Source organism: Bacillus sp. AFS029533 (assembly GCF_002585125.1).
GTDB classification, from domain to species: Bacteria; Bacillota; Bacilli; order Bacillales; family Bacillaceae_G; genus Gottfriedia; species Gottfriedia luciferensis_B.
The window spans coordinates 55,828-81,538 of record NZ_NUQC01000021.1 but is presented as its reverse complement, the minus strand read 5'-3'; the positions used below and the strand labels follow the sequence as shown (position 1 = coordinate 81,538).

Genomic DNA, 25,711 nt, shown 5'->3' with positions numbered 1-25,711 from the left:
ACTTTCTTTAAGATGCATTGACCGTTTCAAGAATGGAAGTTAAATAGGTTTGTAATTGTTCAATTCCAACTCTTGATACATAATCTAAAAATGTTTCTGAAGGTAGTTTATTTTCGCTAAAGTGCTGCAAGAATTTTTCTAATACTAGGTGTAGGGCAGGGGACTCAACCTTCCCTTTTAATTTTTCATTTAATTTACCACCGTTGGCTAATGTACCACCTACATATATTTCAAAAGCCTCTACTAATTCTTTTTTCTCATTACGTGCCTTAATTCCTTGAAGTCCTATATCAGCGATTGCTCTTTGACCACAAGAGTTAGGGCAGCCAACCATATGAATTCTAACAGGTACATCTAAAGTGATTTTTTCATCTAAATAAGAAGCTGTATCCTTCATACGAGCCTTCGTTTCGACTAAAGCTAAATTGCAGTATTCACTTCCAGTACAAGCAACAGAATAACCAATAAATTTTGGCGGTATTGGTGTGAATTTTTCAAGTATTGGTTCTTTCAATAATTCATCAATATTTTCAGTTGGAATATTTGGCAAAATTAAATTTTGTGAATTACAATTACGTATTTCACCATTACCGTATTTTTTAACAATTCTAGCTAACTCAAAAACTTCCTTAGAATGCAATCTACCAACAGGTATACTTAATCCAACATAATTTAATCCTTCTTGCTTTTGTGGTTGAACCCCATAAAAATAGCCTGCATTCCATGACTCTTCAAAGCCAGATCCTTTTGTTAATAGCTTACCTGTATATCCCTCTAAAACTTCTTTAAACTTTTCAACGCCCCAATCAGCGACTAAAAACTTTAAACGGGAGTGATGGCGTTTTTCACGGTAGCCATAATCTCTAAAGATTGTTGTAACGGCGATTGCAACTTCTTTCACTTGATGTGGCAACAAGAATACATCCAGTTCTTGAGCTAAGTGTGGAGCTGAAGATAGCCCACCACCAACTTTTATATGGAAACCAGACGTTTCTTTGCCGTTAATTTCTTTAATAGCCGGAATAAATGAAATGCAGTTAATTTCTGCATTTGACGCATTATTTTTATTTGTACTAATCGACATTTTATATTTTCTAGGTAGATTAGAGAATTCTTCATTAAACTGAAAGAATTCATAAACTTCTTTTACAATAGGTGTAGTATCAAATAATTCATTTGGATCGATCCCTGCGAGTGGATTTCCAACGATATTACGTGTAATATCACCACACGCACCAGCACTAGATAGACCAACCTTTTCTAAACGAGTGAAAATATCTGGTATTTGATCAATTGTTAACCAATGAAATTGGATCGCTTGTCGAGTTGTAATATCATATACATCTCGACCATAATCACGAGCGATTTCTGCTAATGTTATAAGCTGTTCATGTGTTAATATGCCAGACGGAACATTAACTCGCATCATAAAATATCCGGCTTCTTTTGGTTTTTGTAAATAGCATCCAGCCCACTTGAATAAATCCCATTGATCTTTTGGAATTGATTCAAATCCATTTTCAGCATAGTAGGGGATGTCATCATAAATTTTAAGTCCATCCTTAACGAGTTTCTTTTTTTCAGTTTCATTTAACTTAAGATTGTCTTTCCAAATTTTTTCAAATGCCATCGAACATCACCTTACCCAATATAATTTTTACTCTTTAAAAATTCCAGTATTGTTTCAACACATTCTTGTACAGATTGCTTATCAGTATTCAATGTAATTTCAGGATTAATTGGTGCCTCATACGGAGAGCTGATGCCCGTAAAGTTTTGAATTTCACCATTTTTTGCTTTTTTATAAAGTCCTTTCGGATCTCTACTCTCACAAGTTTCAACGGAGCATTCTACGTAAACTTCAATAAACTCGTTTTGTTCGACTAATGACCGAACGATATTTCGATCAGCAATAAATGGGGAGATAAAAGCCGTTAAGACAATTTGCCCGTTATCAACAAAGAGTTTCGCTACTTCACCAATTCGTCTTATGTTTTCAGTTCTGTCAAAATCAGTGAATCCTAGATCTTTATTTAAGCCGTGACGAATATTATCACCATCTAATACGTATTGTTGAACATTAAGATGGTATAAAGCTTTTGCAATCTCGTTAGCAATTGTCGATTTACCTGAAGCAGATAAACCAGTAAACCATAAAATACAGCTGTGGTGATTGTTTTTTTGACGACGGTCTTCTTTTGAAATACTAGCCTGATGCCAAACGATATTTTTAGACATTTAACTTTTCTCCTATTCTACAGAAATTGATTCAGGTTCTTTTAAACCTTCTATTAATACTTCAACAACTTCTTTTCTACTAAAAGCAGAAGGAGGAACTTCGCCATTTTTTAGCATTTCACGAACCTTCGTACCTGATAATGTTACGTGATGCTCACTACCATGCGGGCATGTTTTTGTAGATGCCATATTCTCGCATTTTGAGCAATAGAAACTATTTTCAAAGAATAGGAGAGAGATTCCTAATTCATCTTGTGAAAACTTTTGAAAGATTTTTTGAGCATCATAAGTTCCGTAATAATTACCAACTCCAGCATGATCACGCCCTACTATAAAATGTGTGCAGCCGTAATTTTTTCTAACAATCGAATGGAACACAGCTTCTCTTGGTCCTGCATATCGCATAGCGGCAGGGAATACGGCTAAAAATACACGATCTGTAGGATAATAGTTTTGGAGTAATACTTTATAGCTTTTCATTCGGACTTCTGCAGGAATATCGTCCGATTTTGTCTCTCCAACTAATGGGTTTAAGAACAAACCATCCACAATTTCAAGTGCGGTTTTCTGAATATATTCATGGGCACGATGAACTGGATTACGTGTTTGAAACCCAACTATTTTCTTCCAATTTAATGATGCAAATTTTTCTCTCGTTTCTTTTGGACTTAAATAATGTTCAGTGAATTGAGTACGATTAATTTGTCTAATAACAGTTACTTCTCCACCTAAATAAACATCACCACGGGAATACATTTTTGCTACTCCAGGGTGGTTTGTGTCAGTAGTACCATAAACAAACTGTGCCTCAAGTAATTTGTTAGGTGTATAAATATCGTCAATCTTTAACAAGCCATAAACATTATTTTCCCAAGTTAGTTTAACTAGTTCACCCAGTTTTAGATTGCTAGCTATTTGACCACTAACAGGAAGGGAAATTGGAATACTCCATACAGTCCCATCTTTTAATCTCATTGTGCTAACGACTTGCTCATAATCATCCTTGCCTAAATAACCAGTTAGGGGACTATAAGCTCCATTTCCAATTAACTCTAGATCACTTAACGCAATTAAATCTAATGGAATTTCCTTCAAACCATCTTTAATCGTAACTTCTGGATTAAATCGATTAATTAAGACTCCGCCATGAGGGGGTAAACTCATTTCTAAACACTCCTTAAATTTTCCTATATTAATAGTTAGTGAGAATAAAATTTCATTTTTTAGCATCTAATATAGACAACTAATCATGTAATCCGCATTCAGTTTTTTGTGAACCAGACCAACGACCAGAGCGACTATCCGAAGAATTTGAAGCAGGTAATGTACATACCTCACAACCAATACTTGGGTACCCTATATCGTGTAATGGATTGTATGGGAGATTTTTGTAATATACATATCGCCAAACTTCCTTCCAAGTCCAATGGATTAAGGGACAAACTTTAATTGAGCTGAACTTATTATCTAGATTAAGAAATTCAGTTTTTTGTCTTGAAGGAGATTGTTCCCTTCTTAAGCCTGACACCCAGGCTGGAGCCCCTTTTAGAGCTTCTTGAAGTGGTAAGATTTTGCGAATATTACAGCACTTATTTGGTTCACGCTTCCATAACTCATCTCCATGAATACTTGCTTGCTCTTCTAAAGTCAGACTAGGTGTTTTCTTTTCTATTTGTAAGCTTGGATATTTAGCTTGTACGCGGTCTATTAATTCATAAGTTTCCTTGAAATGTAGGCCAGTCTCTAAGAAAACAACCTTTGCATCAGGTTTTACTTTTGAAATTAAATCAATTAATAAGATTCCCTCAACCCCAAAGCTACAAGCATAAATTAGGCCATCACCATAGGTTTTGTAAGCCCACTCTAGTACTTCAAGTGCACCTTTTGTTTCATTATCAATCGAAAAGTCAGGAATATTTTTCTCGTTCCAATTTTCAAATCTCATTTTCATTTCCTCCAATTGACTAAAGAAGCCAAGTTATCCTAAAAAGAAAAGGCAGCTCAAATCTACATTTTTCATACGTAGACTTGAGCTGCCTCTAGTTTTTCTAGTCAGCAGGAACATATTTACTTTAATCGTATTTTTTCTTGCTTTTCTACTTGAATAATTCTCCCATCTTGAACGACTAATGTGATTGTTCCAAATCTTAAACCATTAAGTAACGATTCCACGACCTCAATGATGGGTTTTAAGTCGTTGGTTTGGCTCATGAGCTTCCTCCTAGAATTTAATTACAACTAAGTCTATCAGAATTATATGGATTGTCAATTTCAAAAATGATAATTTATTAAAAATTTATATATTTCTTAATTTTGTATTATGTGATAGGAGCTCTCCAATATATGTCAAATATATGGAAATTATTAGTAAAAACCATTATGATAAAATAAATCAGTGAACTAATAATATTGATACAAAAGTAAAACTCTGTTTTACAATTTAATATTTAACAAAAATTATTTTGTTCTTATAAGCTATTAATGAATATACAATTATTTAAGATAGATAATAATGGAATAACAATTAGTTACACCTAAAAGGAGGTCCTTTTGACGATACTTCATAACGAACCATTAATTTCAGCTGTTATAGCGTGGTTTATTGCGCAGTTTTTAAAGGTCATTATCCATTTATTTAAAGAAAAAGAATTTGATATATCTAAGTTTTTTGCTTCTGGAGGTATGCCAAGTTCACATTCCTCAACAGTTACTGGATTAGCATTAAGTGTTGGATTAACAGAAGGTTTTGGAAATGTTACTTTCGCAATCTCAGCAATTTTTGCTACGATTATTATGTATGATGCTTCAGGTGTAAGATTGGCGGTTAGTAAACATGCAAAGTTATTAAATGATTTTTTTCATGGAAGAATTAAAAATTATAAAGCATTAAATGAACTAGTAGGTCATACTTCATATGAAGTTGTTGTTGGAGCATTAATTGGCATCATCATTGCAATCATAGTTTCAAAATTTTAACGCTCTAATATAAATCAATTGATTTATATTATGGGCGTTTTTTTACACATTGAGAAAAAATCAATTGTCATTGAGCTAGTCATTTCAACGGGATGGCAACTACCCCTTGTGTCTTAGCCTTAAGACTTGTACTCAGAGAGTTTTCTTTCTCTATTTTCTGACTAATAATATAAATCAATAGGCGAATTTACATCAGTTTGATAAGATATTGGTAGGATATGTAAATAAGGAGTGGAAGAATGAAAAGTACAGTAAGTGAAAATAGTGCTTGGAAAAAGGTGGGTAGATCGATTTATCAATTACGATATATTGTTATTGCAATTTTAGCAATCTTTTCAATCATTCTAGGTATTTATTCGAAGCATTTACCTGGCATTTTAGATGGAGATGGTTTTAGGACACCTGGAGAGTATGAAAAAGCTAAGAATGTGCTAGAAAAAGAATTTGAACAATCGCCAGATTCACTCATCATTATACTTGAGCGGAAAAAAGGTGCCTCTAACGCCGAATTCCAATCTGATATTGAACGGATTGTGAAGGAAGTTCAAAAGGAAAAGAATATAAAACAATTTCATCACCCTCTACTGAATCCGGGGATGAAAAAGGATAATATTGCCTACTTATCTCTTTTATTCAATGAGAAGGATCACGATAAACTTGTTGATCTAAACAATAAATTTGCAAAAAAAGTAGAGTCTTTTTCAAATGATACGGTAAAGGTAGGAACAACAGGGTTTACAATCATTAGTGATGTAATGAATAAAACTAGTCAAGAAGACTTAAAGAAAGCAGAAATGATTGGTGTACCGATTGCGTTTATCGTTCTATTTTTTGCATTTGGAAGCTTAGTAGCATCTGCGATTCCAATTATAATCGGTATGATTAGTATTTTAAGTACATTTGGAATTTTATTCTTTATAGGTAAACATGTTGATTTATCAATCTTTGTCTTAAATGTAGCACCGATGATTGGATTAGCGTTATCAATTGATTTTGCCTTATTATTCGTAAGCCGTTATAAGACTGAATTACAGAATCATTCATCAGTAAAAGAAGCAATTAGTATAACGTTTGCAACTGCAGGTAGAGCGATTATTTTTTCTGGTATTTGTGTATTTATTGGATTATCAGCTCTGTACTTCATAAATATTGATCTATTTAGAAGTGTCGCAATAAGTGGTGCAGTTGTGGTCTTAGTTAGTTTATTTTTATCATTAACTCTATTACCAGCAGTACTTTCAGCTCTTGGTAAAAATATTAATAAAGGTACGTTAAAATCAATAGCGAATCGAAGCCAAGACCAACAACAAGCCGTTTGGAGAAAATTTGCAAATTTCGTTATGAAAAGACCAATCATCATGGCACTAACATCATTAATCATTTTAGGTCTTTTCGTCATTCCAATTAGGGATGTGCACCTAAATATACCTACAATTGATGCATTACCAAAGGATGCAACGTCGAGAATTAATTATGAAAAATATCAAAAAGCTTTTCTTCCAGAAGCTCAAACACATGGAACGATCTCAATTGTACTAGAATCCAATACTGATTTTTTAAAACAAAATAATGTAAACGCATTAGATAGGATACAAAAAAAGCTTGAAGATGACAAAAATGTTTATGAAGTTAAAAGTGTATTGAATGCTGTTAATTTAAATGCTCAACAATTATTACCTGCTTTAAAATCTCCAAACGCATCAAAAATTCAGCCTGCGATTGATGCCTATATTAAAAAGAATAAAACTTATATTCAAGTATTCTTGAATTCTGATCCTAAATCAGAAAAAGGGAAACAATGGGTAAGAGATTTTGAAGATAAATACAATGGGAAAATTGAAGGGCTTGATTATACTGTCGGTGGTCAAGTGAAATTTGAACAAGAATTATTTGATGAGATTACAGATAATATTGTATACGGTTTACTTGTGATTATGGTTAGTACTTTTGTTATATTAATGATTGCATTTAGGTCGATTATCATTCCAATCAAAGCGATCTTAATGAATGTATTATCTTTAAGTGCAACGTTTGGAATCATTACTTGGTTATTCCAAGGTGGTAATTTTGGCTTGCCTCAATCTGATATTATGTTGATTTTGCCAGTGTTTGTCTTTGGATTAGTGTTTGGTTTAAGTATGGACTATGAAGTATTTTTAATGTCGAGAATGCAAGAGCTATACTATGAATCGGGAGATAATACTTATTCAACAAGAGAAGGCTTAGTATCGACGAGCCGTATTATTACATCAGCGGCATCTATAATGATTGTTATTACAGGAGCATTTGCTTTTACGGATATGGTACCTGTTAAACAGATGGGAATCGGGATTGCTATAGCCATTTTCTTGGATGCTACAATCGTTCGCTTAGTTTTAGTTCCTAGCTTAATGCAGTTATTTGGAAAATGGAATTGGTGGTTTCCATTTGCAAAAAATAAAATTGAGGAACCATCTAAACGAGTTGGATAAATGAATGAAAAGAAACTGTTATTCATTTTATATTTGAATAGCAGTTTTTGTCTGTTTATGTGAATTAACTGGCTCTGTGTAAAAATTCCCAATTTTTCGAAACTATAGAAAATACATGGTCAAATTTGGTAAACTAAAAAATGAAAGAGGGGGAGAAGGAAAAATGTTAAAAAGATCGATTAGGGCAATTTTAATAAGCTGTCTTGTATTAACAATCAGCTTATTAGCAGCATGTGGTAACAATAATGAAAAATCTGCAAATGGTAAAAAACATGTGAAATTACCAATAGCAACAATAAAAGTTAAGGATTACGGTGTTATTAAAGCTGAATTATATCCTAATATTGCACCGAATACAGTAGATAATTTTATAACACTTGCAAACAAAGGATTTTATAATGGATTAACATTCCATCGAGTTGTTAGAGACTTCGTAATTCAAGGTGGCGACCCTGAGGGAACTGGTGGCGGTGGTCCAGGATATGCAATTAATGGAGAATTTACATCAAACGGCTTTAAAAACAACTTAAAACATACAACAGGTGTTCTATCTATGGCACGAACTGGTGATCCAAATAGTGCAGGAAGTCAATTTTTCATAATGGCAAACGATACACCTGATCTAGATGGGCAATATGCTTCATTTGGTAAAGTGACAGAAGGAATCGATATTGTTAAGAAAATTGACGCAGTTGAAGTAGATTCAATGGAAAAACCAGTTACTCCAGTAATCATCGAGTCCATAAAGGTCGATACAAAAGGCGAGAAATACGCTAAACCAAAAACTCATAAAGAATAAAACACAAAAAACTACTTCACAAAAATGAAGTAGTTTTTTCAATTAAATGTGGATTATAAACCTTTTTTTATTTTACCAGACCAAAGTTTGTAGCCGCCTTTAAGTTGGTAAAGTTCTGTAACACCTTGTTTACGTAAAATACGTGCAGCTTGTCCTGGACGAACGCCCATTTGATCATATAAATATACTGCTTGATCTTTACGAATTTCTTTTGAACGCGTTTTTAATTGTGCGAACGGAATATTACGAGCACCTAATATATGGCCGTTCTTAAAATCTTCTTGATCACGTAAGTCAATTAGCTGAGCTTTACGGTAGCCAGCACGAAATTCTTCCTCAGTTAACGTTTTAATTAAACGTTTTTGGTAGAAATACATAACTGTTGAGTATACAATGATACCTAGTACGACAAAAATTATTGGTAAAAACTGACTCAAATTTTTCAACACCTTTCAATTACCTACTTATCTTATTATAATTCTCTAGTAGGATTGTGCAAGAAACTTTCATTAAAAAAGTAAAAATTTATCGAAAAATGAGGAGATTTTCAACATGACAAAGACAAAGTGGAATTTTATTAATAGCGGAGTAAAATCAGGTAGCTATAATATGGCTCTTGATGAATGCTTAATCAAGTGGCAAAGTGAAGAAGGTTTTCTTCCAACACTGCGTTTCTATGAATGGGAAAATCCTACTGTAACAATCGGATATTTCCAAAAAAACCAAGAAATAAGTTTAGAAGCGTTAAAAAAATACAATGGTGATTTCGTAAGACGCCAAACTGGTGGAAGAAGCGTACTTCATCATGATGAATTAACTTATAGCGTAATTGTTCCAGAAAGCTACCCTAATATGCCTGTATCTGTTACAGAAGCATATCGAGTGATTTCAATGGGAATTTTAGAAGGGTACAAGCTACTTGGTTTAGATGCATCTTTTTCTGTACCAAAAACTGCAGAAGAAAAAAATGAACTAAAAAACCCAGCAAGTGCTGTATGTTTTGATGCGCCATCATGGTATGAAGTAGTTGTTAATGATAAAAAAATTGCTGGAAGTGCTCAAACGAGACAAAAGGGCTCAATTCTTCAGCACGGTTCAATTCCTTTAAATATCGATGTTGACATGTTATATGACTTATATATCTTCTCTTCAGACGCAGTAAGAGAAAGAATGAAAAAACGATTCTTAGATCGTGCAACATGGATCAATGCAGAAAGTACTACTCCTAAAACAATGGCTGACCTTTATGAAGCATTTGAAAAAGGCTTCGAAATTGGCTTAGATATCGAGTTGGTGCCTTATGAATTAACAGAGGCTCAGGAGAAGGAAGTACAGGAATTAGCTGCTACTAAATATGGTACTGAGGAATGGAACTTACGTAAGTAGTTTTTTATTGAAAGCCTTTTTGGCTTTCTTTTTTTTGTATTGAGTTTGTGGGGAGAGATGGTTATAAATTAGAAGTGTAAATAAAAGAGGAAATGTAGAAGTGCAATTTAAAAGAGGCGAAAGTGCAATTAAAATTCGAAAAACGCAATTAAAAAAGGCAAAAGTGCAATTAAAATTCGAAAACCGCAAATAAAAATACGAAAACCGCAAATAAAAATACGAAAACCGCAAATAAATCAAAAATATACCAATACAGCTATGGGTATCCTAGCGGGGTTTAATTATAATATAAGTCATATTGAACGCAAAATTTTAATGAAACCGCCGATATGTAGCGTAATTCAATAAAAAGTTAATCCCTTATAAATAAATCCATCTTTTTTTGCAGATCAAGCAATAAAATACCCTCATACCGTTCAATTTAGGCATCAAGTAAAAATAAACGAGCACTACAAGAGAACTTCCTACCTTTTCCACTGATTTAATTATGATTGGAGTTAATACTAAACAAAAAAGTGGAGAAGGAGTAGATTATATGAAGCCTTTTATACCAAAGCTTGTTTATTTCGAGCCCCAAGCTTTAGAGTATCCGTTAGGAAAGGAGTTAAAGGAGAAATTTGAGCAGATGGGTCTAGAAATAAGAGAAACAACATCCCATAATCAAATTCGAAATTTACCTGGTGAAAATGATGTGGAAAAATATCGAATCGCTAAGTCAACTTTAGTAGTTGGGTTGCGTAAGACATTAAAGTTTGAAACATCTAAACCTTCAGCGGAATATGCGATTCCTCTTGCTACAGGCTGTATGGGGCATTGTCATTATTGTTACTTACAAACAACACTTGGTTCCAAGCCCTATATACGGGTATATGTAAATTTAGAAGATATTTTTGAGCAAGCACAGAAATATATAAAGGAACGCGAGCCGGAGATTACACGGTTTGAGGCTGCGTGTACTTCTGATATAGTTGGAATAGATTATTTAACACATTCTCTTAAGAAAACGATTGAATTTATTGGTGAAACAGAATACGGTCGTTTACGATTTGTAACGAAATTTCCACATGTAGACCATTTACTTGATGCAAAGCATAATGGAAAAACAACATTTAGATTCAGTATTAATTCTAGGTATGTTATCAAAAACTTCGAACCTGGAACTGGTTCATTTGATGAAAGAATAGAAGCCGCAAAAAAAGTAGCATATGCAGGATATCCATTTGGTTTTATTGTTGCACCTATTTATATGCATGAAGATTGGGAAGAGGGCTATGAGGAGCTTTTTATTCGATTAAAGGATGCTTTAGGTGAATTGGCAAATGAAAATATGACGTTCGAGCTTATACAGCATCGTTTTACTAAGCCTGCCAAAAAAGTGATTTTACAGAGATATCCTAATACTAAACTTGAAATGGATGAAGAGAAAAGGAAATATAAATGGGGCAAATATGGAATTGGAAAATATGTTTATCAAAAAGAAGAGGCTGCTTCAATTGAAGAGACCATTTCGGGTTATATAAAAAAGTATTTTCCTAATGGAGAAATTCAATATTTTACATAATGAAGTGTATCTATTTTTTAGGTACACTCTTATTATTTTCATCATACTCTTATACAGAATGACGTTCTCTTATCATTTAAATGAGTTCATGTTAATTGCACTTTTGGTTTATGTGGTGTATCATTTTATTGATGCTTATTGTGACGGAATAAAGTTTGAATGAGTGTATTGGAGGAAGAACATGCCCACACCTAGTATGGAAGATTATATTGAACAAATTTACCTTTTAATTGAAGATAAAGGGTATGCTCGTGTATCTGATATTGCTGAAGCATTATCTGTACACCCATCGTCAGTAACCAAAATGGTGCAAAAACTAGATAAAGACGATTACTTAATTTATGAAAAATATAGAGGATTAATCCTAACACAAAAAGGTAAAAAAATGGGAAAAAGACTTGTCTATCGCCATGTATTACTTGAGCAATTCTTAAGAATTATTGGTGTAGATGAAAACTTAATTTATCAAGATGTTGAAGGAATGGAACATCATATGAGTTGGGAAGCGATTGATCGAATTGGAGAACTAGTTCAGTTCTTTGAAGAAGATAAAAATCGAATCGAAGCATTAAAAGATATTCAAAAGTCTAATGAAGCCCAATCGAATTCAAATAATTAAAAAGACCGTGCTTAGTAGGAAGCACGGTCTTTCTTTTTGCCCTTTTCACCCTCAATCACAGTTAAGTGACTTGCATCCTTTGATCGTTTTTTTAACAAAGGAGTGGAGGTACTTTTTCTTGAAGTGGGCTTTGATTTGTTAATCGATTTTTTAAACGAGCTAGATTTTTGAGTGTTATATTTTTTTATAGTTTGTTTTGCAGCCTTACGATAGGAGTCTTGTTGGCCTCTTTGACTGTTTGAAGATGTAAAAACTCTATAAATAAAATAAATAATTAAAAGGATTAATCCAATAAACAAAAATCGTTGTAATAATTTTGCTGGATCGTTTATCAACTGAGCAATTAAGCCAAAAAGTGCTAATGCTATAATTCCATAAAATATTGATGTGTACACTTTTTGATTCACTTTAAGCACCTCCTATGGTGAAGAGTAAATAATGTATTAGAAAAACATTGTTTCTTATAGTTTATTACATTTTATCCAATAAGTTGATATTTTTTATAAAATTCTGTCAATTAATTCTTGTTATTTTTTTCCACTTCTAAAAGTCGGTTAAATGAAGCGATTGAGACTTCAACTTGATCATCAGTTGGTTCTTTCGTTGTTAATAATTGAAGCCATAATCCAGGGTAACCTACCCATCTTAATATAGGAACATTTCGAACTTTATTTGTTAATTGGAGAACTTCGAACGAAACACCTATAACGACTGGAATTAATAAAAGTCGATCGACAATTCTTAGCCATAGTGGGCTAGTTGGAACTAAGAAGTATATGAACATACCAACTATTACAGTAAATAGGATAAAGCTACTTCCACAACGATAATGTAGTCTAGATTGTGATTGGACTCCTTCAATCGTTAAAGGAATATTATTTTCATATGCATTAATCACTTTATGCTCGGCACCGTGATACATAAACACTCTTTTTATAAATGGAGTCAATGAAACTAAGTAAATATAAATTAATAAAAAACCTAGTTTTAAGATACTTTCTATTACGACTTGTTGAAAATCGGTTTCAAATATTGGTTTCAATGTTGCTGCTAGTAGTACCGGTACAAGTGTAAAAATAACTTTTCCAACTATAAATGATAAAACGGCTAGTAATGAAAGTCCGAGATAAGTTGCAAGTGTACCTTTTTGTTTTTCACGCTCAATTGCAATTTTCTCATCATCTTTTGGATCAATTCCATATCTTTCAGTTGAGTAATTTAAATGCTTAGATCCATTAATACTTGCTTGTATAATCGCGACTACACCACGGACAAAAGGAATTTTCTTTAATTTTTGCATTGTCCGATTTATATGTATCGGTTCTTCATAATATTGAATTTCTTCATTTGTCCTGCGGATAGCAGAGACTGTATGTGTTTTGCCACCAAACATTACGCCCTCTACGATTGCTTGACCCCCATAAACTGCTTTATTTTTCTCTCTCATGTTGCACCAACCTAAACTTGTTTTTTATCTATTACTATCTATTGTAAATGTAAGCATAATAATGGTGCAAGTAAGAAGTAGGAAAATCTAAATAATAATCATAATATTTTTAATTTTCTAATAAAAATTCAGAATCACATTAAAAATTTCTTAGTTGGACATAATACTCAGAGATATTTAGCAATGTATGGAAAGGGAAATGTTAAATGCAGGAAAAAGATAAAGAACAAGAAAAAAATCAAGATCAGGTTCAAGAACAAGAAAAAGGTATACAGGATCAAGAAAACAATCAAAACCAAGATCAAAATCAGAGTAAAAGCCAAAATGAATACCTAGTCCAAGGTGGCGATGGTGATTCAAAAGGGAATAAGAACTTTAATAAGATTGTAAGTATTGGGTTTTTTGGTGGCATATTTTGGTCTTCAGTTTTGTTAGTTCTTAGTTATTTTGACTTTACTCAAATTGGTCCAAATTTTGTTTTAGAAAGAATCAAACTTGGAAAATGGGCAAATGGTTATGTTGAAAACTTAATTTCTATAGTTGGAATAGGCATTATTTCAATCATTATTGCATTTGTATTTTATTTTATCGGTAGAAAATTTAACGGAGTTCTGCCAGGTATATTTTTTGGATTGCTCCTTTGGGTTATTGTTTTTATTCTTCTAGGTAAAATAGCATTCGATTTAAAAGCAATTAAGGATTACTCATCTGATACGACAGTTACTACAATCTGTTTATTCATTTTATACGGAACTTTTATTGCATATTCTGTTTCTTTTGCATTTCAAGAGCAAAAGGCATATTTGCGTGGCTATTCAAAATAGTCTGGCCTATGATAAAATAAACCTTGGGTATTCCAAGATATGTGTATTTGGGATAAATATGCCGAAATGATGGGTGGAGACTTTTAAAATGGCTAAGTTTTTATTATTGAATGGACCTAATCTAAATATGCTCGGTCAGAGAGAAGTTTCTATCTATGGTTCAACTACATTAAAGGATATTGAGGATCATTTATCATCGCTTGCACATGAAGATGGGGATACGATTGATTGCTTTCAATCGAATCATGAAGGTGAACTAATTGATCAGCTGCATGCGGCAAATAATGTCTATGATGGGATTCTATTTAATCCTGGCGCATTTACTCATTATAGTTATGCAATTCGTGATGCAATTGCAAGTATTACCGTACCAACTATTGAAGTACACATTTCAAATATACATAAAAGAGAAGAGTTCAGACATACTTCAGTTTTAGCTGCAGTAACTGTAGGGCAAATCGTTGGTTTAGGTGTGTATGGATATGATTTAGGTTTAAGTGCGTTAAAAAAGATTAGTAGGGGAGAGAAAAACAATGGAAAAAATTAAAAAGTTACGTGAAGCTTTAGTAGAAAAAGGAATAGATGCATTATTAGTTACTAGTACATACAACAGACGTTACATGACGAACTTTACAGGTTCTGCTGGTGTTGCTTTAATTACACAGGACAAAGCTTTATTCATTACTGATTTCCGCTACATTGAACAAGCTACTAGCCAATGTGAAGGTTATGAGATTGTTAAACATGAAGGTTCAATTCCAGCTGAAGTTGCAGCTTTAACAGAGAAATTTGGCGTAGCAAAACTTGGATTTGAGCAAGATCATGTTACGTTTACAGAATTTGGTTCTTACCGCAAAGTGGTAAAAGCAGAATTAGTTCCTGTAAGCGGATTAATTGAAAAATTACGCTTAATTAAAACGGATGCAGAGATTTCAATCATTAAGGAAGCTGCTAAAATTGCAGAATCTGCTTTTGATCATATTTTAGGATTTATCCGTCCAGGTGTTACTGAATTAGAAGTATCGAATGAGTTAGAATTTTTTATGCGTAAATTAGGTGCTACTTCATCATCATTTGATACAATCGTTGCTTCTGGTACTCGTTCTGCTCTTCCTCACGGTGTAGCATCAGAAAAAGTAATTGAAACAGGTGATTTTGTAACGTTAGATTTTGGAGCATACTATAAAGGTTATGTATCAGATATGACTAGAACAGTTTCTGTAGGTGAGCCTCATTCTGATTTGAAGAAAATTTATGATATCGTTCTTGAAGCTCAATTACGTGGTGTTAACGGGATTAAAGCAGGTATTACAGGTAAAGAAGCTGATGCTTTAACACGTGATTATATTACTGAAAAAGGTTATGGAGAATATTATGGACATGGAACTGGCCATGGTATTGGTCTAGAAGTACATGAGGGACCTGGCGTATCATTCCGTTCTGATACAGTATTAGAGCCAAATATGATCGTAACTTGTGAACCAGGTATTTATATTCCAAATCTAGGTGGAGTTCGTATAGAAGACGATTTAATCGTTAAAACTGGTGGTAACGAAAACTTAATGTCTTCACCAAAAAATCTAATCATTTTATAAGTTTTCATTAGATTAGAAATTAGAACTACACAAAAAGCGTATTTTACTTTATGATATAAAGTTGTAAAAGAAATTCATGGTAAGAGAAATGGTTCTTTTTTTACACAATACATACTTATAGAACCATTTCATTTTTTAGGAGGATATTTAATGATTTCAGTAAACGATTTTCGTACAGGTTTAACAATTGAAACTGACGGTGGACTTTGGCAAGTAATGGATTTCCAACACGTTAAACCGGGTAAAGGTGCTGCATTCGTACGTTCAAAACTTCGTAACCTACGTACAGGTGCTGTACAAGAAAAAACATTCCGTGCTGGTGAGAAAGTAGCGAAAGCTCATATTCAAAACCGTAAAATGCAATATTTATATGCTAATGGTAACCAACATGTATTCATGGACAATGAGTCATATGAGCAAATTGAATTACCAGAAGCAAATATTGAGCGTGAATTAAAATTCCTTAAAGAAAATATGGAAGTTTATATCATGACGTTTGAAAGTGAAATTTTAGGTGTTGAATTACCAAACACAGTTGACCTAAAAGTAGTTGAAACTGAGCCAGGTATTAAAGGTGATACTGCTTCTAACGTTACAAAACCAGCTACAATGGAAACTGGTTTAGTAGTACAAGTACCAATCTTCATTAATGAAGGCGAAGTATTAATCATTAACACAACTGAAGCTAGCTACGTTTCACGTGCAAAATCTTAATTTAATGTAAAAATGGGGGCACTAATTTAAATAGTGTCTCTTTTTTTCTATTAACCAATTTAAATAAGTAAGGGTGATTAAATGGTTACATCAATTGTTCTTTGGACATTGATTATCATTTGTTTTGCATTGGCGTTTATTGCGCTAATCAAACCAATAATTCCAGGTGTACCAGTATTATGGGTGGGCTTTTTAATTTATTACTTTGGTATTAATAAAAGTAATTTAAATATGTCGTTTTGGATTATTATGCTAATTTTTACAGCTGTTATTTTTCTAGCGGATATTCTAGCTAATAAATACTTTCTAAAAAAATATGGCAGTACAAAAACTGGTGAAAGAGTAGGTTGTTTAGCTGTAATCGTAGGATCGTTTGTTTTTCCTCCCTTTGGCTTAATTATCGTCCCATTCATTTCTGTTTTTATTGCTGAGAAATTACAAGGGAAGAATACGAAAGAGTCAATAAAATCTGCATGGGCGACAGTTGTCTCTTTTATTAGTAGCTCATTAGCAAAAGCGGTATTGCAAGTTATTATGGTAATAATCTTTTTTGTTTATATTATATTTTAATTAGTATTAGAATCTTTTATTTAAACAACGAAGAAAGAAATTTTTAATTTAATTGACAAGTTTGTCTTTCAACAGCGTGAGAGAGAGAAGTTATACGACTTCTCTCTCAGAATGTTAAAAAATAAAATGGTCAATATGGAAAACGGACATTAAATTCAACTTATTTATAATGAAATTATCATTTTTTGGATCATTTATTAATGGTTTTAAATGTTAATATTTTGAGCTATTTCATAATTTCAAAAATCACTAGTAGTGAATTTCAGAAGTTAAAATTACTATGGACTAATTTTTAGAATAACAAATTCAAGAATAAGTTCTAATTAATGTTCGATATTTATTGACCTAAACAATAGTAGGTTACTCTAAGTAAAGGCTTTTTGATTAGAATTTATTGCAGACTTTTTTCGATGAATAAGTTGATTGGAACGGAGGGCTGCTCGACTCCTATGGGATTNNCCCATGGAAAGCGAGCATCCTGTAGTGGAAATCAGCATCACTCTACTCCTTTTGCGAAAATATGATAATTTAATTGAAGAGGTTGTTTTTCAACAACGAGAGAGAGAAGTTATATGACTTCTCTCTTTTTTTGTGCCTTCGAATTAATGTTTGTCTTCTGAAATGGACATGTTCAGCATATTAGTAATAAAAACGAATGAAAAAAGGTGTGTAGCTATGAAGGATTGGATTGATTCAATGGATCGAGCAGTTCTAAGTATGGGAATGCTCAGAGTTTTTGGTGGAAGTGTTGAATTGATTGCTGCTTTTACAATTTTGTATTTAAACGACATTAAGAAAGCATTAGCAGTAAATAGTGTTTTGGCAACTGTCGGACCGATTATCCTCATTTCAACAATGGCTATTGGAATTATAGGTGTTGCATCTAAATTAGACCCTATTCGATTAGTTTTAGTTGTTTGTGGTGTGTTTTTAATATTGTTGGCAGTTTTTAAATGATAGGATGTGACCTTTTATGAAAGAGGTTTTCAACGTATTGCCTTCATTAATTAAAGAAAAGTTACAGCGTTCATATGGAGACTTACATCAAGTTGAGGAGTTAAGGTTAAGAATTGGGCGTCCGGTTGAAGTGATTTCTAATAATCAGTCAAATTTTATTCCTTATATCCTAACAGAAGAAGAAGGCGCTCAGATTCTTGGGAAGTTAAGTCAATTTTCAATTTATACAATTGAGGAAGAATTGAAAAAAGGCTATATCACAATTAAAGGTGGGCATCGAGTCGGGTTAGCTGGTCGCGTTGTTACCGAAAACGGAATGGTTAAAATGATTCGAGATATTAGTTCATATAATTTTCGTATTGCAAAAGAAAAAGTAGGAATAGCTAGTCCATTTGTAAAGTATGTTTATGAAGGAAGATGGAAAAACACTATGCTGATTGGCCCACCTCAAGCAGGGAAAACCACATTACTGAGGGATTTTGCTAGAGTGGTGAGTCAAGGCGATGCCATAAGAGGAATAAGACCTGGGAAGGTTGGCATTGTTGACGAACGATCTGAGATAGCGGGTTCAGTTAAAGGGGTTCCTCAATATACATTTGGTGAAAGAATCGATGTATTAGATGCATGTCCTAAGGCTGAAGGAATGATGATGCTTGTAAGGTCGATGAGTCCTCATGTCATTCTTGTAGACGAAATTGGAAAAAAGGAAGATGTCGATGCAATTTTAGAAGCGATTTTTGCCGGTGTTCAATTAATAGTGACCGTCCATGGCTATTCTCTTGAGGAAATTAGAAAACGTCCTTCTCTTTTGCCTTTGTTCCAAAATGGGACATTTGAACGATTTATTGAAATTTCAAATTTTCCTTCACCAGGTACTGTAACGGATATTAAAAATAAGGATTTTACAAGTTTATTTCATCCAAGGGCGGTGCTTTAGATGAGATGGATTGGAGCACTTATTATCATTTTTTCAACAAGCTGGCTTGGATTTTATTTTGCAGGTAGATTATCAGAACGAACAAAAGAATTAAGGGGCTGGAAATTGGCGCTTCAATCTCTTGAGGCAGAGGTAATGTACAGTCAATTGCCACTGCAAGAAGCGTTTAGAAGAATTTCGAGTCAATTGAAAGGACCAATTAATAGTTGTTTAAAGGATTTTGCAATTCAACTTGAAACGAGTGCATTTTCAGCGAAAGAAGCCTGGGAAAATTCATTAATGAAATATGCAAAAACTGTCTCGATTAAAGAGTCTGACATACAAGTGTTATTACAATTTGGTGAGACAATTGGTATGCATGATAAATATTCACAACAAAAACAAATCATTTTAGCATTAAAGCATTTGGAAAGGGAAGAGCAAGAAGCAATCGATTCACAGGGTAGTTATGAACGAATGTCTAAAATGCTAGGTGTTTTGAGTGGAATCTTAATCGTTATATTACTCTTGTAGGAGGAATTTAAATTGATTACAAATTATGCGCTGATGTTTCAAATTGCTGGGATTGGAGTAATTGCTGCAATTATTCATGCGGTCTTAAAAAAAGCCGGACAGGAAGAGTTTGCTACTTGGACGATTATTACTGCATTCATTATCGTATTTCTTCAAGTTATCACTAAAGCTGGAGATCTATTTAATAAAGTTAGGGATGTATTTCTATTTCATTAGATTAGGGGTGAGAGTCTTTGGAAATCATCCAAATTGTTGGTATTGGTTTAGCTGCTACATTTGTCATTCTTCTATTAAATCAATTTAAAATGAATAATTTTACTTTAGCAATAACTGTTTTTATAAGCTGTGTTTTGTTTTTATTTTTATTAGATAAGGTGCAGTTCTTATTAGATCAAATTCAAAAACTAGCAAATCAAGCTAGTATTAAAAATGTGTATGTTGAAACTTTATTAAAAATAATTGGGATCGCATACATAGCTGAATTTGGAGTTCAAATTACGAAAGATGCAGGCCAAGGGGCAATTGCTTCCAAGATTGAATTAGGGGGCAAAGTACTCATTTTGGTTCTTGCAGTACCGATTTTAACAGCCTTAATTGAAACAATTTTAAGTTTTTTACCAAAAATTTCTTAAGTGTAAGGGGAGGAGGACATTATGTCAAAAAGGATGAAAGTTTTTCTTCTTTTCTTTACTCTCTTTTTTTTAGTACCAAGAATTGTACAAGCTGCTCCTCCACCTGCTGAAATAGTAAATGAACAAATACAAAAGTTAGGAATTGATGACGTTCAACAATATTGGGATGAAGTTGTTCATCAATATGGTGGTTTTTTACCAGAAAGTCAAAAAGGAGACTTTATCCAATTTATAAAGGGAGAAAAGAAATTTTCATTACAAGAGTGGTTTATTGCATTTGCTAAATATATATTTTTTGAGTTATTAAGTAATGGGAAAATATTAGGGATCTTAATTATGTTAGTTATTTTTAGCTCTTTACTCCAATCATTACAAAATGCATTTGAGAAGAGTACGGTCAGTAAGATTGCTGATAATGTGGTTTTTCTAGTACTTGTAGTGTTTGCATTAAATAGTTTCTATGTTGCAACGCAGGCCACCCAAGATGCAATTACAGTTATGATTGATTTTTTACGAGCACTAATTCCTATTTTACTAGCTTTGATTGCAACATCAGGTGGTGTTATTTCTGTTGGCGTTTTCCATCCAATTTTAATTTTTTTAATGCATACAAGTGGATTACTAGTGACGTATTTTGTACTACCTTTAATTCTTGTATCTACAATTTTAAGTATTGTAAGCATTATAAATGATGAGTTAAAGGTGACGAAACTAGCTTCTTTAATAAGAAATGTTGCTGTAGGTGTCCTAGGAATCTTTTTAACTATTTTTTTAGGTGTATTAAGTGTACAAGGTTTGACGACTGCAGTTTCGGATGGGGTAGCAGTAAAAACAGCAAAATTTGTAACAAGTAATTTTGTTCCGGTTGTTGGTAAAGTTTTTGCAGACGTTACAGATACAGTTATTAGTGCGTCTTTATTATTAAAAAATACTGTTGGGATAGTAGGTTTAGTTACTTTACTAGCAATCGTTGTATTCCCAGCTATTAAAATATTAGTTTTAGCTTTAATTTATAAATTCTCAGCGGCGATTTTACAACCAGTTGGAAGTAAAAATATCATTAGCACAATTGATACGATCGGAAAAAGTGTAACTTATTTATTTGTTTGTTTATCAATTGTTTCATTAATGTTTTTCTTAAGTATGACTTTAATAATAGCGGCAGGAAACATTGTCGTCATGTTTAGGTAGGTGAAAAAATGGAATTCTTTATACACTGGGTTTCAAATATTATCGTTTATATATTAGTTGCAACCGTCATTATGATGTTAATTCCAAATACCGGCTTAGCAAAATATGTCCGATTTGTCGCCAGTCTATTATTAATTGTCATGATGCTCCAACCAATTTTTCAATTATTCAGAGTAAATATAAAAGAAGTGCTAGCTGGATACCAGTCAAAAACGTATGAAGCAAATGGCGAAATAAAAAATGAAATAAATAATAAGAAAAATGAAATACAAGAAGCAGAACGTGCATATATATTAAAACAAATGGCTGTCCAAATGAAAAAGGACGTTGAAAAAAGCTTTACAAAAGAGTTTGAACAGGTCATTACAAATGTGGATTTACAAGTAAAAGATGGAGTTAATACAGTCAAAACAGCCCAGGACCTTTCCAAAGTAATCGTTTACGTTGGCCCTAAAAAAGATGAGACAAGCAATGTAGAACCTGTTCAAGAAGTATCAATTAATACCGATCAGCCAGTTCAGACAGACGATGAAAAAATTAAACAACAAGAGTTACAAACTTTTTTAGCAAATAAATGGGAGCTTGAGGACAAGCAAATCGAAGTCAAGATGGAAGGAGGGGAGTAATGACAAATGAAGAAAAAGATTCCACCAATAAAATTAGCAGACTTTCTAAAAGGAAATGGCGATGACAAAACCTCTTCTGACAAAGAAAAAAGTCCATTTAAACTGACGAGAAAATATGTACTAGCTCTACTGGGACTCGGGATTTGTTGGATGATTGCAAGCAGTCTATTTGCTAATACAAATCAAAAAACGAATTCAATGCTTTCACCTATTTCCACACAAACGAGTGGAACACCAAAAAATAATGAAAAATCTGTTGAGACTCTTGGAAGTGATGGTGGAAAATCATCATCAAACAAAATGGAAGAATATGAAACAAAATACGAGCAGCAGCTAACAGAGACATTAAATAATATGGCTGGTGTAAGTAATGTAAAAGTAGTAGTAAATCTTGAAGGTAGTGGAAAGAACGTTTATCAAACAAATAAAACGAATCGTTCTCAAGAAACTGAGGAAACAGATAAACAAGGTGGGAAACGAAATATTGATGATCAATCACAAGAAGAGCAAGTCGTCATTATTGATAACGGTGATAAACAAGAACCTGTTATAGCCGAAACTGAAATGCCAAGAATTAGAGGTGTACTCGTTATTGCTAAAGGCGCAGAAAACCTTGAAGTAAAGCAAATGATTCGAGAAGCTGTTACACGATTACTTGATGTACCAAGCTATCGTGTCTCTGTACAACCAAAAAAATAAGAGGAAGAAGGTAAAAGTTAAATGAAAAAACAAACAATTTGGTTATTAACAATGTTAAGTTTAGTAGTTGTATTATCAGTTTATTATGTTACAACACCTGATAATTTAAAAACAACAAGTTTTATGAACATGAATAACAATACAAATACAGATTCATTAGACTCAACTCCTAAAGATACTAAGAAGACAGATTCTAATACAGATTCTAAAACAAATACTTCTAAACAAAATGGTAAAGAAACTGCTTCTCAAGAAAATTCTACTAGTGAAGTATTCTTAAAACAGCGTATGGAACAAGAAGATCAAAGAAGTCAATTAATTGATGAATATAAAGCTACTGTTGACTCAGCAACTGCTTCAGCAAAAGAGAAGAGTGATGCATTCACTAATATGAATGAACTTCAAAAATTAACTGCATTAGAATCAGATGTAGAAACTATGATTAAAGAAGCTGGCTATAAAGATGCACTAGTTCGTTCTGATAATGATGAAGTAAAAGTCGATGTAACATCTGCAAAACCAAGCAGAAAAGCAGCAAATGACATCATTCAAATGACTAGAAGCGTCTTAGGTGAAAAATTAGTAGTTGTAAAATTCCAAGTTAAATAATTTTTTGGACAAAGCCAGTAGAAGTCATTCTACTGGCTATCATTTTGTATAAAAGGCAATTGTCAGTTTGACCAATTTTCTACAATATATGAAGCATGGTAGAGGTGATTTTCAACTTGGAATGGAAATCGACTAAGTACCTTATGTATGGAAAAGTCAAAATAAAAAGCTTTCCATTGTTTAGATCTTCTGTTGCCAGTGGGATTAACTACTGGCTCTTCATTTTTTTAATAAGCATATAAATAATTAATATGAATTTTAGGATTATTCCTAATTCCTCTACACTTTTACGTCTTTGGTTTTCCCTGTTATAATAGTTTATATTGAATTATTTTTGGTAAGGAATAATATATAAATATTCGTTGTAAAATAGCTAAAAATAATTAGGAATTACAATAATTTGTTGAAAAGTTTAGTATTAGGTTATAAGATTAGACTATATGTCTTAAGGGGTGAACAGAATGAAAATTCATGAAATTAGAGAACTAATTAAGTTAATCGATCAATCAACAATAAATGAATTCGAATTTGAGGATAATGGTGCTATCGTTAAAATTAAAAAAGGTGGACAAACAACTGTCGTTACAACTACTCCAGTTGTACACCAAGAGGTAGCTCCTGTTGTTACATCTGCTCCAGTTGCAACTTTAGATAGACCAGTTGCTGCAGAAGTTGCTGCACCTGTAGTGGAAAAAGAAGATACAAGTAACTTACATAAGATTACATCACCGATGGTAGGTACTTTCTACGCATCTCCATCACCTGATGCAAAAGAATACGTAGCAATAGGTGATCGTATTAAAAACGATTCAATCGTTTGTATCGTTGAAGCAATGAAGCTATTTAATGAAATCGAAGCTGAAATTGAAGGCGAAATCGTTGAAGTACTTGCTAAAAATGGTCAATTAGTAGAATACGGTCAACCATTATTCTTGGTTAAGGCCTAATACCTACAAAGTTAACAGTACTTTACTAGAGAAGGTGAAGAAATGAAAAAGGTTTTAATAGCGAATCGTGGAGAAATCGCCATTCGAATTATTCGAGCATGTAAAGAATTAAATATTGAAACAGTTGCTATTTACTCTGAAGGAGATAAAGAAGCATTACATGTTCAAATGGCTGATGAAGCTTATTGTGTCGGTCCTAAATTATCAAAAGATAGTTATTTAAATATGACTAATATCATTAGTATTGCAAAATTAACTGGCTGTGATGGAATCCATCCTGGTTATGGTTTCTTATCAGAAAATGCTAGTTTTGCAGAATTATGTACAGAGTGCAATGTGAAATTCATTGGACCAACGGCTGATTCTATTTCTAAAATGGGAACAAAAGACGTTGCTCGTGAAACAATGAAAGAAGCAGGGGTACCAGTAGTACCTGGTTCACAAGGTATTATTCAAAGTATTGAAGATGGTAAAAAGATTGCTGCAGAAATCGGCTATCCAGTTATTATCAAAGCTACAGCTGGTGGCGGAGGTAAAGGGATCCGTGTAGCAAAAGATGAAATCGAACTTGAAAAAGGTATACAAATTACTCAACAAGAAGCTCAAACAGCTTTCGGTAATCCGGGTGTATATCTTGAAAGATATATTACAGATTTTAGACATGTTGAAATTCAAGTTTTAGCAGATGAACATGGTAATACAATTCATCTTGGAGAACGTGATTGCACAATTCAACGTCGTCTTCAAAAATTAGTAGAAGAAGCGCCATCTCCTGTTTTAGACGAAGAAACTCGTCAAAAAATGGGTCAAGCAGCTGTTCGTGCGGCTGAAGCAGTAAATTACTGGGGTGCTGGTACTGTTGAGTTTATTTATGAACCACATACTAAAAACTTCTTCTTTATGGAGATGAACACACGTATTCAAGTTGAGCATCCTGTAACTGAATATATTTCTGGTATTGATCTTATTAAGCAACAATTATTAATTGCTAAAGGTCATCCATTAAAATTAACTCAATCAGAAGTATCTTTAAAAGGTTGGTCAATTGAGTGTCGTATTAATGCTGAAAATCCAGATAAGAACTTTATGCCGTCCCCTGGTAAAATCATTACGTATTTACCACCAGGTGGTCCGAATGTTCGTGTTGATTCTGCTGTATATAGCGGATACACAATTCCGCCATATTATGATTCAATGATTGCGAAAGTTATCGTGCATGGCAAGACAAGAGAAGAAGCAATTGCTATAATGATAAGAGCACTTGAAGAATTTGTGGTAGAAGGAATTTACACAACAATTCCATTCCATTTAAATTTATTGCAAAATGAAATCTTCGTAAAAGGGAAGTATAATACTAAATTCCTTGAGGAGCATGCGCTTGTTAAAGGATAAAGTGGAGG

At 33.0% G+C, this 25,711-nt stretch carries 30 protein-coding genes; 22 read left to right on the top strand and 8 right to left on the bottom strand.

Annotated features, from left to right (window positions below):
• Positions 1–7: 7 nt before the first annotated feature.
• The 5 genes from COE53_RS11410 to COE53_RS11390 all read right to left on the bottom strand — a co-directional run bounded on the left by COE53_RS11410 (position 8) and on the right by COE53_RS11390 (position 4,449).
• Positions 8–1,630, bottom strand: coding sequence for a nitrite/sulfite reductase (locus tag COE53_RS11410; protein WP_069034098.1), 1,623 nt, complete (start codon positions 1,628–1,630; stop codon positions 8–10).
• An 11-nt stretch (positions 1,631–1,641) separates the two neighbouring features.
• A complete protein-coding gene (gene cysC / locus COE53_RS11405) occupies positions 1,642–2,238 on the bottom strand; it encodes an adenylyl-sulfate kinase (RefSeq protein ID WP_069034097.1) in 597 nt (198 codons plus the stop codon).
• Between the two features lie 12 nt (positions 2,239–2,250).
• Positions 2,251–3,402 (bottom strand): sulfate adenylyltransferase, encoded by a 1,152-nt coding sequence (gene sat, locus COE53_RS11400; protein ID WP_069034096.1) that lies wholly within the window; start codon positions 3,400–3,402, stop codon positions 2,251–2,253.
• 79 nt (positions 3,403–3,481) lie between these two features.
• Positions 3,482–4,183, bottom strand: a complete 702-nt coding sequence (locus COE53_RS11395) for a phosphoadenylyl-sulfate reductase (RefSeq protein WP_069034095.1) — start codon at positions 4,181–4,183, stop codon at positions 3,482–3,484.
• Positions 4,184–4,305: 122 nt separating this feature from the next.
• Complete coding sequence (locus COE53_RS11390; protein WP_056475111.1) at positions 4,306–4,449, bottom strand: YezD family protein; 144 nt, start codon at positions 4,447–4,449, stop codon at positions 4,306–4,308.
• A gap of 339 nt (positions 4,450–4,788) precedes the next feature.
• On the opposite strand from COE53_RS11390, the gene COE53_RS11385 reads away from it, so the two are divergent.
• The 3 genes from COE53_RS11385 to COE53_RS11375 all read left to right on the top strand — a co-directional run bounded on the left by COE53_RS11385 (position 4,789) and on the right by COE53_RS11375 (position 8,484).
• Entirely contained in the window at positions 4,789–5,214 is a 426-nt protein-coding gene (locus COE53_RS11385) for a divergent PAP2 family protein (RefSeq protein ID WP_069034094.1), read from the top strand.
• Between the two features lie 239 nt (positions 5,215–5,453).
• Entirely contained in the window at positions 5,454–7,685 is a 2,232-nt protein-coding gene (locus COE53_RS11380) for an MMPL family transporter (RefSeq protein WP_069034093.1), read from the top strand.
• A 163-nt stretch (positions 7,686–7,848) separates the two neighbouring features.
• Entirely contained in the window at positions 7,849–8,484 is a 636-nt protein-coding gene (locus COE53_RS11375) for a peptidylprolyl isomerase (protein WP_069034092.1), read from the top strand.
• Positions 8,485–8,537: 53 nt separating this feature from the next.
• On the opposite strand, the gene COE53_RS11370 is transcribed toward COE53_RS11375, so the two are convergent.
• Positions 8,538–8,861 (bottom strand): rhodanese-like domain-containing protein, encoded by a 324-nt coding sequence (locus COE53_RS11370; protein ID WP_084006937.1) that lies wholly within the window; start codon positions 8,859–8,861, stop codon positions 8,538–8,540.
• A gap of 175 nt (positions 8,862–9,036) precedes the next feature.
• On the opposite strand from COE53_RS11370, the gene COE53_RS11365 reads away from it, so the two are divergent.
• The 3 genes from COE53_RS11365 to mntR all read left to right on the top strand — a co-directional run bounded on the left by COE53_RS11365 (position 9,037) and on the right by mntR (position 12,050).
• The gene (locus COE53_RS11365; RefSeq protein ID WP_069034090.1) at positions 9,037–9,870 is read left to right on the top strand and encodes a lipoate--protein ligase family protein; all 834 of its coding nucleotides are present in this window, start codon (positions 9,037–9,039) and stop codon (positions 9,868–9,870) included.
• Between the two features lie 535 nt (positions 9,871–10,405).
• Positions 10,406–11,431 carry a spore photoproduct lyase gene (splB, locus tag COE53_RS11360; protein WP_069034316.1) on the top strand — a complete coding sequence of 342 codons (1,026 nt, stop codon included), beginning with the start codon at positions 10,406–10,408 and terminating at the stop codon, positions 11,429–11,431.
• 181 nt (positions 11,432–11,612) lie between these two features.
• A complete protein-coding gene (gene mntR / locus COE53_RS11355) occupies positions 11,613–12,050 on the top strand; it encodes a transcriptional regulator MntR (RefSeq protein WP_069034089.1) in 438 nt (145 codons plus the stop codon).
• A gap of 11 nt (positions 12,051–12,061) precedes the next feature.
• Here mntR and COE53_RS11350 read toward each other — a convergent pair whose 3' ends face one another.
• Both COE53_RS11350 and COE53_RS11345 read right to left on the bottom strand, forming a co-directional pair.
• A complete protein-coding gene (locus COE53_RS11350; protein WP_069034088.1) occupies positions 12,062–12,457 on the bottom strand; it encodes an SA1362 family protein in 396 nt (131 codons plus the stop codon).
• A gap of 110 nt (positions 12,458–12,567) precedes the next feature.
• Positions 12,568–13,497, bottom strand: a complete 930-nt coding sequence (locus tag COE53_RS11345; RefSeq protein ID WP_069034087.1) for a DUF1385 domain-containing protein — start codon at positions 13,495–13,497, stop codon at positions 12,568–12,570.
• 206 nt (positions 13,498–13,703) lie between these two features.
• On the opposite strand from COE53_RS11345, the gene COE53_RS11340 reads away from it, so the two are divergent.
• From COE53_RS11340 to accC, 16 genes are all read left to right on the top strand, one after another.
• Positions 13,704–14,321 (top strand): YqhR family membrane protein, encoded by a 618-nt coding sequence (locus COE53_RS11340; RefSeq protein WP_084006912.1) that lies wholly within the window; start codon positions 13,704–13,706, stop codon positions 14,319–14,321.
• 88 nt (positions 14,322–14,409) lie between these two features.
• Positions 14,410–14,868 (top strand): type II 3-dehydroquinate dehydratase, encoded by a 459-nt coding sequence (aroQ, locus tag COE53_RS11335; protein ID WP_069034086.1) that lies wholly within the window; start codon positions 14,410–14,412, stop codon positions 14,866–14,868.
• Complete coding sequence (locus tag COE53_RS11330) at positions 14,855–15,916, top strand: M24 family metallopeptidase (protein ID WP_069034085.1); 1,062 nt, start codon at positions 14,855–14,857, stop codon at positions 15,914–15,916. The genes aroQ and COE53_RS11330 overlap by 14 nt, the downstream gene beginning before the upstream one ends.
• Before the next feature lie 150 nt (positions 15,917–16,066).
• Positions 16,067–16,630, top strand: a complete 564-nt coding sequence (efp, locus tag COE53_RS11325; protein ID WP_069034084.1) for an elongation factor P — start codon at positions 16,067–16,069, stop codon at positions 16,628–16,630.
• 81 nt (positions 16,631–16,711) lie between these two features.
• Positions 16,712–17,200 (top strand): DUF456 domain-containing protein, encoded by a 489-nt coding sequence (locus tag COE53_RS11320; RefSeq protein WP_069034083.1) that lies wholly within the window; start codon positions 16,712–16,714, stop codon positions 17,198–17,200.
• Between the two features lie 675 nt (positions 17,201–17,875).
• A complete protein-coding gene (locus COE53_RS11315; protein WP_025672203.1) occupies positions 17,876–18,157 on the top strand; it encodes a YqhV family protein in 282 nt (93 codons plus the stop codon).
• A gap of 16 nt (positions 18,158–18,173) precedes the next feature.
• Positions 18,174–19,094: a stage III sporulation protein AA gene (spoIIIAA, locus tag COE53_RS11310; RefSeq protein ID WP_069034082.1), complete on the top strand. Its 921-nt coding sequence runs from the start codon at positions 18,174–18,176 to the stop codon at positions 19,092–19,094.
• Positions 19,095–19,607 (top strand): stage III sporulation protein SpoIIIAB, encoded by a 513-nt coding sequence (gene spoIIIAB / locus COE53_RS11305; protein ID WP_069034081.1) that lies wholly within the window; start codon positions 19,095–19,097, stop codon positions 19,605–19,607. It begins immediately after the preceding gene.
• 12 nt (positions 19,608–19,619) lie between these two features.
• Entirely contained in the window at positions 19,620–19,823 is a 204-nt protein-coding gene (gene spoIIIAC, locus COE53_RS11300; RefSeq protein ID WP_088072847.1) for a stage III sporulation protein AC, read from the top strand.
• Between the two features lie 26 nt (positions 19,824–19,849).
• Complete coding sequence (spoIIIAD, locus tag COE53_RS11295; protein ID WP_069034314.1) at positions 19,850–20,239, top strand: stage III sporulation protein AD; 390 nt, start codon at positions 19,850–19,852, stop codon at positions 20,237–20,239.
• A gap of 21 nt (positions 20,240–20,260) precedes the next feature.
• On the top strand, positions 20,261–21,430 hold the full coding sequence (spoIIIAE, locus tag COE53_RS11290; RefSeq protein WP_069034080.1) for a stage III sporulation protein AE: 1,170 nt from the start codon (positions 20,261–20,263) through the stop codon (positions 21,428–21,430).
• 8 nt (positions 21,431–21,438) lie between these two features.
• Entirely contained in the window at positions 21,439–22,056 is a 618-nt protein-coding gene (gene spoIIIAF, locus COE53_RS11285; RefSeq protein ID WP_069034079.1) for a stage III sporulation protein AF, read from the top strand.
• Between the two features lie 6 nt (positions 22,057–22,062).
• On the top strand, positions 22,063–22,755 hold the full coding sequence (gene spoIIIAG / locus COE53_RS11280; protein WP_091024398.1) for a stage III sporulation protein AG: 693 nt from the start codon (positions 22,063–22,065) through the stop codon (positions 22,753–22,755).
• Between the two features lie 21 nt (positions 22,756–22,776).
• Positions 22,777–23,364: a SpoIIIAH-like family protein gene (locus COE53_RS11275; protein WP_069034077.1), complete on the top strand. Its 588-nt coding sequence runs from the start codon at positions 22,777–22,779 to the stop codon at positions 23,362–23,364.
• Between the two features lie 461 nt (positions 23,365–23,825).
• Positions 23,826–24,311: an acetyl-CoA carboxylase biotin carboxyl carrier protein gene (gene accB, locus COE53_RS11270; protein WP_069034076.1), complete on the top strand. Its 486-nt coding sequence runs from the start codon at positions 23,826–23,828 to the stop codon at positions 24,309–24,311.
• Between the two features lie 42 nt (positions 24,312–24,353).
• Entirely contained in the window at positions 24,354–25,703 is a 1,350-nt protein-coding gene (gene accC / locus COE53_RS11265) for an acetyl-CoA carboxylase biotin carboxylase subunit (protein WP_069034075.1), read from the top strand.
• Positions 25,704–25,711: the final 8 nt, after the last annotated feature.